We start from the raw sequence: 15293 nt of genomic DNA on the forward strand, positions 1-15293 counted from the left end.
AATGCCCGGGTGTTACTGTTGCCCGACCGATCGCCCGGTGGTTGCCGGGCACGACCGAACCGGGTCGGCTTCGGGCGCAACAGGATTCGCCCCGGTCCCGGACGACTGCGCCGGGCGGGCCCGTGCGTCGGCACGGCGTTGGACAGTGCGAAACGGCCGCGCAGCGTGTGCGCGACCGGTGAGGGAGAACGACATGGCAAGAGAACTCGGCTGGATCCGGCAATTCCAGGCCCCCCGGACCGACTCCCTACCGCCGCTGATCGTCTTCCCGCACGCGGGCGCCGGCGCCTCGGCCTACCGGGTGTTCGCCAAGCGTACGGCCCATGACTTCGACACCGTGGTGATGCAGTACCCCGGTCGGCAGGACCGCGTGCGCGAAGCCGCCGCCGAGACCCTGCCCGAACTCGCCGCAGGCGCCTTCGAGGCCTTCCGTGGCTCCGCCCACGACACCGGCGCCCCGCTGACCGTCTTCGGTCACAGCATGGGTTCCATCGTCGCGTTCGAGTTCGTCCGGCTGGCCGAAGCCGCCGGGTTGCCCGTGCGTTTGCTGGTGACCTCCGCGGCGGCCGCACCGCACCGGATCGCCGAGCTTCCCGGACATCCCACCGAGGACGAGGAATTGCTCGACCACATGGCCGCGCTCAACGGCACCGGTGCCGACGTGATGGCCAGCCGTGAGGTCATGCGGATGGCGCTGCCGGTGCTCAAGGCCGACTACCGCGCCTTCGACGCCTACTCCTGCGGCCCGGACGTCCAGGTCGCCGCGCCTCTGCTGGTGCTCGGCGGCGACGACGATCCGTTCGTCGGCCCCCGCGATCTCTACGCCTGGGAGACCAGCACCAGCGCCGAGGCCGAGGTGAATCTGTTCGCCGGTGGCCACTTCTACATCGACGAGAACATCGACGGCATCGCCGAGGTACTGGCCGGTCAGGCGCTCACCCGATGAGCGAGCCCACCCCCGACCCCATCGTCATCGTCGGCATGGGCGTCGAGGCGCCCGGCGGCGTCGACACCCTGCCTGCGTTCTGGTCGGCGCTGGCCGAGGGCCGCGAACTGATCGGCCCGTTCCCGCGCGACCGCGAGTGGCCGCTCGACGAGCTGTTCGCCCTCGGCAGGCTCGACGGCTGGGCGCCCGTGCGCGACGCGGGTGGCTTCCTCGTCGGCGCCACCGAGTTCGACGCCCAGTACTTCGGCATCACCCCGCGCGAGGCCGTCGCCATGGATCCGCAGCAGCGGGTCGCCATGCGGGTGGCCTGGCGGGCGCTCGAGCACGCCGGCCTCAATCCCGGTGCGCTCGACGGTGATCCGGCCGGTGTCTGGATGGGTGTCTCGGCGACCGAGTACGGGCCGCGCGTGGCCGGTGTCACCGAGTACAGCGGCTACCGGGCGACCGGCACGGCGCTCGGCGCCGTGGCCGGACGCATCTCGCACGGGCTCGGCCTGGTCGGCCCGTCCATCAGCGTGGACACCGCCTGCGCCTCGTCGCTGACCGCTGTCCATCAGGCCGCCTCGGCCATTCGCGCGGGCGAATGCGACTGGGCGCTGGCCGGCGGCGTCTGCGTGATGGGCTCGCCCGGCGCGTTCTACGAGTTCTCCAAGAACAACGCCTTGGCCACCGACGGTCACTGCCGTTCCTACGCCGCCGACCCGACCGGGACGCTGTGGGGCGAGGGGGCGGGCGTGGTCGTGCTGGAACGGCAATCGCGGGCCGAGGCGCTCGGACACCGGGTCTACGGGCAGCTGCTCGGCTCGCGGGTCAACCACAACGGCGCGGGCGCGCCGATCGCGGTGCCCAGCGCGCAGGCGCAGCAGCGGCTCATCGAGGCCACCGTCGCCGCCGCCGGGATCAGCGCGCACGACATCGGGTTGATCGAGGGCCACGGCACCGGCACCGCCGTCGGCGATCCGCTCGAATTGACCGCGCTTGCCGCCACCTACGGCGATCCGGAGCGCGGCGCGGACGGACCGCTGCTCGGCTCGGTGAAGTCCAACGCGGGCCACGCCCAGGCCGCCTCGGGCATGCTCGGCCTGATCAAGGTGCTGCTGTGCGGCGCGCACGGCACGATCGCGCCGAGCCTGTGGGCCGACGCCCCGACCACCGACCTCGACTGGGACGCGACCAGTCTGCGGCTCGCCGCCGAACTCACCGACTGGGCGCCGCGCGCGGACGGCATCCGCTACGGCGCGGTGTCCTCGTTCGGTGTCGCGGGAACCAACGCGCACGCCATCGTCGGCCTGCCGGTGCTGGAGGAGACCAACCATGGCTGAGTACCGTCTGCCCGACGGCACCGTTCCCGTCCTGCTGTCCTCCGACAGTATCGACGGACTGCGCGCCGAGGCCGCCGCCGTGCGCGACTACATCCAGACCCATCCCGAGGCGACACCGGAACGCCTGGCGGACATGCTGTTCCGCACCCGCGTCGCCCGTCGCCGGCGCGCCCTGGTGCTGGCGCCGCCGTCGACGACCGACACCGCCCGGACCGACCTGACGGCCGCACTCGACGCGATCGCCACCGACATCGACCACCCGTCGGTGGTCCGGGCCGACACCGCCGCGAGCGCGCGCCGCGTCGGCTTCGTCTTCCCCGGTCAGGGCAGTCAGCGCCCCGGCATGGGCGCGGTGTTCTACGAACTGTCCGACGCCTACCGCGCCGTCGTCGACGAGTGCGCCGCCATCCACGCCGAGCGCTTCGGGCACTCCAAGCCGCTGCACTATCTGCTGGGCCACGAGGGTCGCTACGACGACACGGTGTGGGAAGTGCAGCCCGCGTTGATGTTCCACATGACCGGCCTGGCCGCGGCGTGGCAGGCGGCGGGCGTGCGCCCGCACGCGACCATCGGTCACAGCCAGGGCGAGCTCGCCGCGGGCGCGGTCTCCGGCGTGATGACGCTGCGTGATTCGGTGCTCGCGGTGACCCATCGGGCCCTGCTGGCGGACCGGCTGTCCCCGCGCGGCTATTCGATGGCGGTCTTCGGCATGGACCGCGAGAGCGTGGAAGCGCTGATGGCGCGCAACTCGGGGTGGGCCGAGCTGGCGGTGGTCAACTCGCCGCACATCATCGCCATCTCCGGTGAACGCGGCGCCGTCGTCGAACTGGTGGCCGTGGCCACCGAGCGCGGCCAGTTCGCCAGGGAGATCCGGGTCGCCTTCCCCGCGCATACCTCGATGGTCGCCGAGGTGCGGACCGAATTCGAAGGCTTCCTCGGTGACGAGATGAGCGCGCCGAACTTCGCCCCGTCCGAGATCCCCTGCTACGGAGCGACCCTGGGCGAGGTGATCACGCCCGACCTCAAACAGGAGGAGTACTGGTACTGGAACCTGCGCAACCGCGTCCGGTTCGACCGCGCCGTGGTCAGCGCGGGCAGTGACGGCGTCGACCTGATGATCGAGGTCGCCGAGCACCCGGTGCTGCAACTGGCCCTGCAGGAGAACCTGAGCCTGGTCCCGAACCGTCCCGGCCTGCCCCCGCACGATTTCCGCGTCCTCGGTACCTCGCTGCGCACCGCGGACGGCCTGTCGGAGTTCGCCCGCAACGTGGCCCAGGTCGCCGTCCTCGACGCCGACTACCGCTGGGACGCCCTGCGGGTCGACGACACCGTCACCCTGCCGCTGCGCGATTTCCCGCACACCATTGCCGCGCCCAAGCGGCTGTGGGCGCCGCTGGAGGCGCACGAGACACCGGCCGAGCTGGTCGTCACCACGCCGAAACCGCAACGGCTGGTGGAACAGTGGAGCCCGCTGCAGCGCCGCTCGCTCACCGCGCCGCGCGCGCTGCTGCTCGTCGACCACACCGGCGAGTGCGCCGACCTCGCCACCGCGCTGCTCGCGGCCGCCGACCGCCACGGCGCAGGCGCGCGCGTGCTCGGCCCGGCCGACCTCGCCGCCGGTGCCGACTTCACCCTGACCGACGGCGCGGCCGCCGACACCGTGGTCGTCCTGCTCCCCGAGAGTGCCGACGACGACACCGCCGCCGCTGTCGACGCGCTGAGCGCCTTCTACGCCGACCGCGCCTGGGCGGGCGCGCTGACCGCGCTGCGCCCCGGCGGCGAGTGCTGGCTGCTGACCGTCGGCGGTGAGACCGTCCTCGGCGGCGATCCGATTCCCGCGCTGTTCCAGTCGGGCGTCACCGCCGGATTCCGCAGTGTCGGCATCGAACACCCCGGCATCCTGTTCCGCCATCTCGATCTCGCCGCGTCCGAACCCGCGGCCGCGCAAGCCGCCAAGATCGTCGCCGCCGTGCACTCCACGGGGGAGGCCGAGCTGGCGTTGCGCGCGGGCAAGATGTTCGTGAAGCGGCTGGTGCTCGACACCGCCACCGAGACCGGTGCGCTCGGCACCGATCTCGATCACGTGGTGATCGTCGGCGGCACCGGTCAGCTCGGGCTGCGGTTCACCGACCATCTGGCGCGCACCGGCGCCGGTCGAATCACGCTGCTCAGCCGCAGCGGCGAGACCGACACGCTGGCAGGCGAACTGGCACGGCTGCGCGCGCTGGGCAGTACGGAGATCGTGGTGCGCGCCTGCGATGTCGGCGATGTCGCGGCGGTGGCCGCCTTCGGCGCCGAGATCGCCGATCGGCCGGTCGATCTGGTGATCCACGCCGCGGTGAACTACGTCGACGCCGAACTCGGCGAGATCACCGCCGAGGATGTGCGCACCGCCGCGGGCGCCAAGCTGCGTGGCCTGGACAACCTGATCGAGGCCGCCCCGCTGGCGGCCGACGCGCGGGTGCTGCTGTGCTCGTCCATGGCGGCGACCCTGGGCGGACGTGGACAGATCCTCTACGCGGTGACCAACCGGATGCTCGATGTGGCCGCTCGCCGGCTGCGGGCCCGCGGCATCGACGCGGCCAGCCTGCAGTGGGGTCTGTGGAGCGTCGCCGGTCCGCTCGACGACGCCGGTTTCGCCCGCGTCGAAGAGGCGGGGGTGTTCCCGATGGCGCCCGCCGACGCGATCGAGGCTGGGCTCGCACTGCCCGCCCGCGACGGCATGATCATCGCCGCGGACTGGGACTTCCTGCGGGAGGTGCTCGGCGCGTTCGGGCAGGCCAGTGTGCTCACCGGGCTCGAGTCCAGTGCGCCGGTGGCGCGGGCGGAGTCGTCGGCGACCGGGTCCGCCGACCCGGCCCAGGCGCCCGCACCCGCCGTGAACGATGCGCCCGCGGCCGACAGCACCCCGCTGGATCTGCGCATGCGCACCGAACTGCTCAAGGTCATCGGCGGCGACAGCGCCGACTCGATCGACGCCACCATGCCGCTGGTCGCGCTCGGCCTCGACTCGTTGCAGGCCTTGGACTTCCGCAAGCGGGTCAAGGCGGAGTTGGATCGCGATCTGCCGGTCGCGGCGATTCTCGGCGGCGCGTCGCTCGACGACGTCGTGCTGCTGATGGCACAGAACATCAACCAGGGCTGAGGGGCCGAACGAACATGTCTGACACCGAAGCCACACTGTCCGTCGCCGAGCGCCGCAAGCTACTGCTCCAGCAGAAGCTGCGCGCGAGCGGCATGGCCGCCGCCACTCCCGAACCCGTGACCGTGCCGCGCATCGCGGCGGGGGAGCGCCGTCCGCTCACTCCCGGCCAGCGCCGCATGTGGTTCCTGCAGACCCGCGACGCCGACGACACCGCCCTGTCCATCTGCGTCGCCTACCGGCTCACCGGCCCGCTCGACGGCGAGCGCCTGCACGCCGCGTTCGACACCGTGGTGGCCCGCCACGACATCCTGCGCACCACCTACGGCGCGGACGCCGAGGGCGAGCCGTACCAGGTGTTCACCGACGACGCCCGCGCGCAGTGGCAGACCCACGACCTGACCGACCTCGCCGAATCCGGGCGTGACCTGCGGGTGGAGGTGCTGGCCCGGCGCGAGTTCGGCCGTCCCTTCGCCCTGGGCACCGAACTCCCGGTGCGCGCCACCCTGATCCGCACCGGCGCCGACGAGCACGTCGTGCTGTTCGCCATCCACCACATCTGCTGGGACGACGACTCCTGGTCGGTGTTCTTCGCCGAGCTCAACGCCGCCTACCGCGCCGGGTCCGGCGCGGGCGCCACCGTCCAGTTCGCCGCGATCGCGTCCACCGACGAGCCCGCCGACGCCGACATCGACTACTGGCGCCAGGCCCTGCGTCCGCTGCCCGAGCCGCTGGAACTGCCCGGTTCGCCTGCCGCGACGCCCGGCAGACAGGCCCAGCGCCGCACCCACCGCCTCCCGGCCGACCTCGTCACCCGCACCGAGCAGTTCGCGCGCGAGCACGCCGCGACCCCGTTCATGGTGCTGCTGGCCGGTTTCGACGCGCTCGTGCACCGCTACACCGCCGCCGACGACTTCCTCGTCTCCATCCCGGTGACCGATCGCCCGGCAGGCACCGAACAGCTCATCGGCTACTTCGGCAACACCCTGCTGCTGCGCGCCACCTTCGGCGCCGACGACGACTTCGCCCAGCTCGTCGCCGCCGTGCGCGACACCTGCGCCGGCGCGTTCGCCCGGCGCGGCGTCGGCATCGATCGGGTGGTCCGCGAAGCGAACCCGGATCGCGTCGCCGGCCGCGACGGCATGGACCAGCTGGTCCGCCTCGGCTTCAGCGTGCGCAAGAGCGCCGACGGCTTCGCCATCGACGGCGTGCGCTCCACCCAGCTGGAACTGGGCGCGGTGAGCGCGCAGGTTCCGCTGGCCCTGGCGATCGTGCTCGAGGACGACGGCACCGCCGTGGTCGAGGCCGAGTACCAGACCGACGTGCTCGCCGAATCGCTCGTCGACCAGCTGCTCGCGCACTTCGGCCGACTGCTCGACGCCGCGCTGCGCGACCCGCGGCGCAGGCTCGCCGATCTCGACATGCTCGGCGCCGCCGACCGCGCCGCGCTGCTGGAGCGCTCGCACGGCGTGCTCGTCGACCAGCCCGCGACCACCCTCGTCGCGCTGTTCGAGGCCGCCGCTGCCGCCACCCCCGACGCCCCCGCGCTCGCCTCCGACGACCTCGAGCTCAGCTACGGCGCGCTGCACGCGCGCGCGAACCGCCTGGCGCACTGGCTGATCGGGCAGGGCATCGGCACCGAGGACATCGTCGGCCTGCGCCTGGGCACCTCGGTGGAATTCATCGTCGCCGTGCTCGCCGTGCTGAAGGCCGGTGGCGCGTACCTGCCGATCGACCCGGCCTACCCGCAGGACCGGATCGAGTACCTGGTCGAGGATGCCCGCCCCCGGCTGCTGCTCGGTGCGGTGGAATTGGCGGCCGCGGAGGCCGTGGCGGCCGAGCTGCCCGCGACCGCGCCGACCGACGCGGACCGGCTGCGCCCGCTGCTGCCCGCCAACCTCGCCTACGTCATCTACACCTCCGGCTCGACCGGCAAGCCCAAGGGCGTTCCGGTGCCGCACGCCGCGATCGCCGAGCACATCGTGTGTTTCACCGCCGACTGGAGCATGACCGCGCGGGACCGGCTGATGCAGTCGTCGTCGGTGAGCTTCGACGCCTCGCTGGTCGATATCGCCATCACGCTCACGGTCGGCGCGCAGCTGATCGTGCCCAAGCCCAACGCCTTCCGCGACATCCGCTACGTCGCCGATCTGATCACCCGCCGCCAGGTCACCGTGCTGCACATGGTGCCCTCGATGCTGAGCACCTTCCTGCTGCTGCCGGAGGTGAGCGAATGGCAGTCGCTGCGTCAGGTCCCGGTCGGCGGTGAGGCGCTGCCCGGTGAGGTCGCCGACCGCTTCGCCAACACCCTCGACGCCGAACTGCGCAATCACTACGGCCCGACCGAGGCCGTGGTCTGCTCGACCCACATGCCGGTCGCGGGCCCGCAGGGCACCGGCGTCGTGCCGATCGGCATCCCCAACCGCAACGTCTACACCTACGTCCTCGACGAGGCGCTGCACCTGGTGCCCGACGGCGTCGTCGGCGAGCTCTACCTCGGCGGCGACCAGCTCGCCCGCGGCTACCTGGACCGTCCCGCGCTGAGCGCGCAGCGCTTCGTCGCCGACCCGTTCACCCCCGGCGCACGGCTCTACCGCTCCGGTGACTTGGTGCGCCGCAACAGCTTCGGTGAGCTCGAGTTCGTCGGCCGCGCCGACGAGCAGGTGAAGGTGCGTGGTTTCCGCATCGAACTCGGCGAGGTCGAGGCCGCGATCGCCGCGCATCCCGCCGTCGCGCACTGCGTCGTCATCGTCACCGAAGACCCCGCCGTCGGCGCCATGCTGGCCGCCTACGTGGTGCCCGCCGAGGACTCGATCGACCTCGAACAGGTGCACGCCTTCGCCTCGACGGGGCTGCCGGAGTACATGGTGCCCAGCGCCTTCGCGGTGATCCCGGAAATCCCGCTGACCGTCAACGGCAAGCTCGACAAGCGCGCGCTGCCCGCCGCGACCCCCGCCGTGGCACGCACCCATCGCGCGCCCGCCACCGCCACCGAGCGCAAGATGTGTGCCCTGTTCGGCACGCTGTTCGGGCTCGACGAGGTCGGCGCGGAGGATTCGTTCTTCGAGCTGGGCGGGCATTCGCTGCTCGCCGCCCGGCTCGTCGCCCAGGTGCGTGCGGAGTTCGGCGTCGAGCTCGATGTCCGCGTCGTCTTCGACAGCCCGACCCCGGCCGCGCTGGCCGCGAATCTGGTGGCCCGCTTCCTGGCCGAGTTCGACATCGACCTCGACGCCGTCGACTCCGCCGAGGAGACCGTCGAGGAGCCGGTCGAAAGCGCTGCACCGCAGGCGAATCCGGGCCGTCCGGCGATCGGTGGCCGGCCGCGCGGCGAGCGCGTCCCGCTGTCGTACTCGCAGCTGGCCATGTGGTTCCAGTACCGCATGGAGGGCGCGGGCTCGGTCGGCAACCTGCCGCTGGCCCTGCGCTTCGACGGCGCGCTCGACATCGCGGCGCTGCGTTCGGCGCTCGACGACGTCGTCGCCCGGCACGAGTCGCTGCGCACCACCTTCCCCGAACACGACGGCGTCCCGTACCAGGTGGTGCATCCCGCCACCGCCGTGCCGCTGCCGATCCGCGAGATCGCGCCCGCCGACCTCACCGCGGAACTCGCGGCCATCGCCGGCTACGCGTTCACCCTCGACGGTGAACCGCTGCTCCGCGCCGAACTGCTGGTGCTCGACGCGAACACCCACGTGCTCTCGCTGCTGGTGCACCACATCGTCGCCGACCACGCCTCCTTCGGCGTGCTGCTCGACGACCTGACCACCGCCTACCGGGCCCGCGGCGAGCAGGGCGGCGCCCCCGGCTGGGCGCCGCTGCCGATCCAGTTCGCCGACTACGCCCTGTGGCAGCGCGAGCTGTTCGACCAGGCCGCGCCCAGCGAGTTCGCGATGGCCCAGATCGACTACTGGAAGACCGCGCTGGCCGGCGTGCCCGAGGAGATCTCCGTCGCCCACGACCGGCAGCGTCCACCGGTGCTCGGCAAGCGCGGCGAGGTGGTCACCTTCGCGCTGCCCGCGAGCGTGCGCTCCGGGCTCGAGGCGCTGGCGATGCGCAGCGGCGCCACCGAGTTCATGGTGTGTCAGGCCGCGGTCGCCACGTTGCTGCACACCCTCGGCGGCGGCACCGACATCACCCTCGGCACCCCGGTCGCCGCGCGCACCGATCCGGCGACGACCGGCCTGATCGGCCTGTTCGCCAACATGGTGGTGCTGCGCAACGACCTCTCGGGCGCGCCCACCCTGCGCGACACCGTGAGCGCGGCCCGCGATGTCGTCCTCGACGCCAACGCGCATCAGGAGCTGCCGATCGAGCGGCTCGTGGAGGCGCTCAACCCGCGCCGCTCGCGCTCGCGGAACCCGTTGTTCCAGAGCATGATCCACTTCCGGGGTGCGGACTGGGCGCCGACCACGCTGCCGTTCGCGTCCTCGGGCGCCTCGACGGTCACCGTGCTGCCCGCCGACTTCGACGTCTCGTTCCTGGATCTGAACCTGAGCCTGAACGTGACCGCCGACGGCGGCATGGACGTGCGCGTCGTCGTCAACGCCGACCTCTACGACCCCGCCACGGCCGCGCTGATCGCCGACGCGCTGGCCGCCACCCTGCGCGCCTTCGCCGAGACGCCGGACCTGCCGGTCGCCGAGCTGCGGGTGCTGCCGCAGGCCGACCTGGACCGGCTGCTCGCCGCACCGGCGCCGATCGCCGCCGCCACCACCGCGGGTGCGGGCGCGGCGGACTCCGACACCGAGCGTCAGCTCATCGCGCTGATCGAGGAACTGCTCGAGATCGACGACGTCACCGGCGAGGACGGCTTCTTCGCCCTGGGCGGCGACAGCGTCATCTCGATCCAGTGGTCGGCTCGTGCCGCGGCGCTGGGCCTGCCGCTGACTCCGCAGATGGTGTTCGAGTACTTCACGATCACCGAACTGGCCGCCGCCGTCGACGCGGCCGCCGCCGCGGAGCAGCCGAACGCCGAGGAGCCCGAACAGGTCTCGCACGCCCCGATGAGCGCCTCCGGCCTGGAGGCCGACGCGCTGTCGGCGCTGACGGCGGCCTGGCAGGCGCAGGGCTAGTGAACACGCAGGGACGGAAGGACATCGCATGAGTGCCCCGCAGATCGAGGACGTGCTGGCGCTGAGCCCGCTGCAGGAGGGGCTCTTCTCGCTGTCGCGGTTGGCGGGCACCGAGATCGACCTGTACACGATGCAATTCGTGGTCGACATCGATGGCCCGCTCGACGCCGAGCTGCTGCGCCGCAGCGCGCAGGCCATGCTCGACCGGCATCCGAACCTGCGTGCCGCGTTCTGGGACACCGATGTGCCCAAGCCGGTGCAGATCATCCCGTCCCGCGCCGAGCTGCCCTGGACCGAGCGCGACGCGCGCACCACGGAGTTCGACGCGATCGCCGAATCCGAGCGGCGCGTGCCGTTCGCGCTCAACCGGGGCCCGGCGCTGCGGGTGCTGCTGCTCGACGTCACCGACGCGCCAGAGCCGCGCAAGCGAATGATCCTCACCGCGCACCACATTCTGATGGACGGCTGGGCGGTCGCGGTGTTCTTCACCGAACTGCTCGCCGTCTACCAGGCAGGCGGCAGCCTCGACGGGCTGCCCGCCCCGCGTCCCTACCGCGACTACATCGGCTGGCTCGGCGCCCAGGATCACGACGCCGCCGCCCGCCGGTGGGCCGAGTACTTGTCGCGGGTCAGCGCACCGCTGGTGCTCGCCGACGGCACCGGCGAGCGCGGTTCCGCCGTGCCGCAGACCACGCGACTCCGCTTGTCCGCCACCGAGACCGAGCGGTTGCAGCGCTGGGCCCGCGCCAACGGCATGACGCTCAATACCGCCGTCCAGTTCGCCTGGACGCTGCTGCTCGGCCGGATCACCGATCGTCGCGATGTCGTCTACGGCACCACCATCTCCGGCCGCCCCGAGAAGCTCGCGGGTGTGGAGGGCATGGTCGGGCTGTTCATCAACACCGTCCCGGTCGTGCACCGCCTCGAGCCCGCCGAGCCGGTTGTCGCGCAATGCGCTCGCCTGCAACGGGAGTCGGCCGCCATGCGCGACATCGGCTACCTGAGCCTGTCGACGTTGCAGCGCGCGGCCGGGCACGGATCGCTGTTCGACACCCTGTTCGTCTTCGAGAACGCCCCGATCGACGACGCCATCCAGACCGTCACCGCGCCGGACGGCGCGCGGTTCCGGCCGATCGAGATGGAGAGCCTGGCCCATTACCCGCTCACCGTCGTCTCGCACCTGAGCGAGGGCGATCTGCTGGTCCTCGTCGAGGCGATCCCGGCCCTGCTCGGCCACCTCGACCCCGCCGATCTCGGTGCTCGCCTGGTCGCGGTGCTGCGCGCGCTGCCCGGGCTCGACGCCGAGGCCACGCTCGACGCGATCGACCTGCTCACTGTCGAGGAGCACGCCGAACTACGCTCGGCGGCAACCGATATCGCGCCCGCGCCGACCGCCACACCGTGGGAACTGTTCGCGCGCCAGGCCGCAGCGACACCCGACGCGACCGCGCTCACCACCACCTCGGGTGAGGTCTTCACCTATCGCGAGCTGCACGATCAGGCCTGCCGGCTGGCGGGGGAGTTCGCCGCTCACGGAGTGGGACCGGAAACCGTTGTCGCCCTGATGCTCCCGCGCGGCACCGCGTCGATCGTCGCCATCCTTGCGACCTTCGCCGCCGGGGCCGCCTATGTGCCGGTCGATATCTCGCTGCCGGTCGGCCGCATCGAATCCATTCTGCGTCAGTCGAACCCGGTGCTCGCCATCGCCTTCGGCAAGGATCGTGCGCTGCTCGACGGTATCGCCCACGGTTCGGCGGGAGACCGTCACCGACTCGGCGGATCGGAAGCGATCGATGCCGGGTCGCCCCGCGCCGGGAACGATTCGGCGCGGGTCGATCAGCGATCGACGGAAATCTTGCTGCTCGACGACCCCGCCGTCGTCGACCGCGTCGCCGCCCGCCCCGCGCAGGCCCCCGCGGTGCGCCGCGAGCTCGAGCACAGCGCCTACATCATCTTCACCTCCGGCTCGACCGGCGAGCCCAAGGGCGTCGTCGGCACCAATGCCGCCCTGGCCGGGTACTTCGCCGATCACCTGGAGCGCTTCTACCGCCCCGCGATGGCGAAGCTCGGCCGCCCGCTGCGGATCGCGCACGCCTGGTCGCTCGGGTTCGACGCGTCCTGGCAGCCGATGGTCGGTTTCTTCGCCGGTCAGGCGCTGCACCTGTTCGACGCCGAGGAAATGCGCGACGCGCACCAGATCGTCTCCGGCATGGCCGAATTCGGCATCGACATGATCGACACCACCCCGTCCATGCTGGCGCAGCTGGCGGCGGCGGGCCTGCTCGACCGGGAGCTGCCGGTGCTCGCACTCGGCGGCGAGGCGATCGACACCGCCCTGTGGGCTCGCCTGCGCGCGCTGCCCGGCACGGCCGTCTACAACTGCTACGGCCCCACCGAGACCACCGTCGAAGCAGTCGTCGCCCCGGTCGCCACTTCGGAGATCCCGACCATCGGCACCGCCAACGGCGGCATGGCCGGATACGTCCTGGACTCGCGGCTGCGCCCGGTGCCGCCCGGCATCGTCGGCGAGCTCTACCTCTCGGGCGTGCAGCTGGCCCGTGGCTACCTCGGCAAGCCCGCCATCACCGCCGACCGCTTCTGCGCCGACCCGCACCGGCCCGGTCAGCGGATGTACCGCACCGGCGACCTCGTGCGCAGGCTGCCGGGCGGCCGCTTCGGCTACCTGGGCCGCGCCGACGCGCAGGTCAAGGTGCGCGGCTACCGCATCGAGGTCGGCGAGATCGAGACCGCCCTGCGCCGCTCCGCCGACATCGACACCGCCGCGGTGACCGTGGTGCGGCGCGCCGGTGGCGCCTCGCTGGTCGGCTTCGTCGTCGGCAAGGCGGGACGCGCGGTGGTCGTCAGCCGGGTGCGCGCCGACCTGGCCCAGCGCCTGCCCGCGTACATGATTCCCGCGCGGATCGTCGTCCTCGAGCAGCTGCCGGTGAACGTCAACGGCAAGCTCGACGGGCACGCCCTGCACGAACTCGCCGAGCGGACCCTCTCGGCCGCCGACGGCAACGCCGCCGCCGAGACCCCCACCGAGATCGCGCTCAGCGAGGTCTTCGCCGAACTGTTCGACGGCCGCGCCCCCGGCGTCGACGCCGACTTCTACGAGCTCGGCGTCGACAGCATCGTCGCGATCTCCCTGGTCAACAAGGCCCGGCGCCGCGGCATCGCGCTCAATCCCCGAATGGTGCTGGCCTGCCCCACCATTCGCGAACTCGCCGCCGCGGCCGACGACGGCCCGGCCGTGGCCGCCCAGTCCGGCGCCGACGCCTACGGGGTGGTTCCGCCGCTGCCGGTGGTGTCGTGGATGTACGAGTACGGCAACTACCGCCGCTTCACCCAGAGCGCCTTGCTGCGCCTGCCCGCCGAAATCGACCGCGCCGGACTGGAAGCCACGCTGCAAGCCCTGCTCGACGCGCACGACACCCTGCGCGCCGTGCTCACCGACACTCCCGACGGACCACGCATGGTCACCAGGGCGCCCGGTGCGGTGCGGGCCGCCGATGTCGTCATCGAGGCGCCGCGCGGCCTCACCGGTGCCGAACTCGACTCGGCCATCACCGAATTCGCGCGCACAGCCAACGACGCCATCGACCCGCGCGCGGGCGACATGGTCCGGGCGGTGTGGTTCGCGGGGACGAGGAGCGCCGCGGATGCCGCCGGTGCGGATGCCGCGGCGGCGGTCGGCGGCACTACCTCGGGTGTGGCCGGGACCGACGGTGACGTCCTGCTACTGGCGATCCATCACCTCGCCGTGGACGTCGTCTCCTGGCACATCATGATCGACGGCCTGGCCGCCGCGTGGCAGCAGGTCCAGTCCGGGGTGACGCCGAAGATGCTGCCCGAGTTCACCTCCTACCGGCAGTGGTCCGAAGCCCTGTGGCAGCGCGCCGCCGAACCGGAAGTGCTGGCCCAGCGCGACTATTGGGCCGCCCAGGTCGCCGCGCCCGACGCCGCGCTGGGCGCGCGAGTGCCCGCCCCGGCCACCGACACCTGGTCCACTCTGCGCGTCAGCACGGTCGCGACCCCGGTCGCCCTGACCGAACGTCTGCTGGCCCGCGCGGGCAAGGACGAGGGTGTCCGTGAGCTGCTGCTCACCGCCCTCACCATGACCATGGCATCGGTGCACGCCGACAACGGAAACGACCCCGCCGCAGGCGCTTTGATCGCGCTGGAGGGTCACGGTCGCGCCGACGCCGAACTCGGCACCGACACCGCCAACACCCTCGGCTGGTTCACCAGCGTGTTCCCCGTGCGCCTCGGTGTCGGCGAGCACGCGGTGGATGTCGCCCGCGCGCAAGCGGATCCGGCCGCCACCCGCGCTCTGCTGGACAGCGTCGCGACACATCTGCGCGAGATCCCCCACCAGGGCCTCGATTACGGCCTGCTCCGCTATGTCGACCGCGTTCCCGACCTCCGCGGCGCGGCCGAACCCCAGGTCGAGTTCAACTACCTGGGCCGCATCGACCTCTCCGGCACCGAGGGCAACCCCTGGTCGCTGCTGGTCGGCGCCCACGACGCGGCCCTGCCGCTCGACCCCGAACCCGACCTGCCGCTGCGGTACGCGGTCGACGTCATCGCCGGCATCGGCACCACCCCTGACGGCCCCGCCCTGACCACCAACTTCCGCTGGAGCACGGCCCTGTTCACCGAAGCCCAGGCGGCACGCTTCGCCGACCTCTGGACCGAGGCGATCGCCGCTCTGGCCGACGCCATCTGACGCGAGACACCGGCGAAAGCGGGCAGCCCCGGCTGCCCGCTTTCGCCGTTTCCGGTGGTTAGGCTGGCGGACGGAGCATCAC

General features: G+C 72.2%; 5 protein-coding genes. All 5 read left to right on the top strand.

Annotated elements, in window-relative coordinates; genetic code table 11:
• The first annotated feature begins 193 nt into the window (after nucleotides 1–193).
• The 5 genes from ATM97_RS19205 to ATM97_RS19225 are packed head-to-tail and all read left to right on the top strand — an operon-like array spanning nucleotide 194 to nucleotide 15211.
• Nucleotides 194–946, top strand: coding sequence for a thioesterase II family protein (locus ATM97_RS19205; protein WP_218719409.1), 753 nt, complete (start codon nucleotides 194–196; stop codon nucleotides 944–946).
• Nucleotides 943–2268, top strand: a complete 1326-nt coding sequence (locus ATM97_RS19210) for a polyketide synthase (RefSeq protein ID WP_218719410.1) — start codon at nucleotides 943–945, stop codon at nucleotides 2266–2268. The genes ATM97_RS19205 and ATM97_RS19210 overlap by 4 nt, the downstream gene beginning before the upstream one ends.
• A complete protein-coding gene (nbtC, locus tag ATM97_RS19215; protein WP_218719411.1) occupies nucleotides 2261–5413 on the top strand; it encodes a nocobactin polyketide synthase NbtC in 3153 nt (1050 codons plus the stop codon). The genes ATM97_RS19210 and nbtC overlap by 8 nt, the downstream gene beginning before the upstream one ends.
• A gap of 14 nt (nucleotides 5414–5427) precedes the next feature.
• Nucleotides 5428–10482, top strand: coding sequence for a non-ribosomal peptide synthetase (locus ATM97_RS19220; RefSeq protein ID WP_218719412.1), 5055 nt, complete (start codon nucleotides 5428–5430; stop codon nucleotides 10480–10482).
• A gap of 28 nt (nucleotides 10483–10510) precedes the next feature.
• Nucleotides 10511–15211, top strand: coding sequence for a non-ribosomal peptide synthetase (locus ATM97_RS19225; RefSeq protein WP_218719413.1), 4701 nt, complete (start codon nucleotides 10511–10513; stop codon nucleotides 15209–15211).
• Nucleotides 15212–15293 lie beyond the last annotated feature (82 nt).

The organism is Nocardia sp. MH4, assembly GCF_019266065.1.
Lineage (GTDB): Bacteria > Actinomycetota > Actinomycetes > Mycobacteriales > Mycobacteriaceae > Nocardia > Nocardia canadensis.

Excerpts from the sequence above, each read along its gene's own strand:
- ATM97_RS19205 (WP_218719409.1), top strand. The coding sequence starts at position 194 with ATGGCAAGAGAACTCGGCTGGATCCGGCAATTCCAGGCCCCCCGGACC.
- ATM97_RS19210 (WP_218719410.1), top strand. The coding sequence starts at position 943 with ATGAGCGAGCCCACCCCCGACCCCATCGTCATCGTCGGCATGGGCGTC.
- nbtC (WP_218719411.1), top strand. The coding sequence starts at position 2,261 with ATGGCTGAGTACCGTCTGCCCGACGGCACCGTTCCCGTCCTGCTGTCC.
- ATM97_RS19220 (WP_218719412.1), top strand. The coding sequence starts at position 5,428 with ATGTCTGACACCGAAGCCACACTGTCCGTCGCCGAGCGCCGCAAGCTA.
- ATM97_RS19225 (WP_218719413.1), top strand. The coding sequence starts at position 10,511 with ATGAGTGCCCCGCAGATCGAGGACGTGCTGGCGCTGAGCCCGCTGCAG.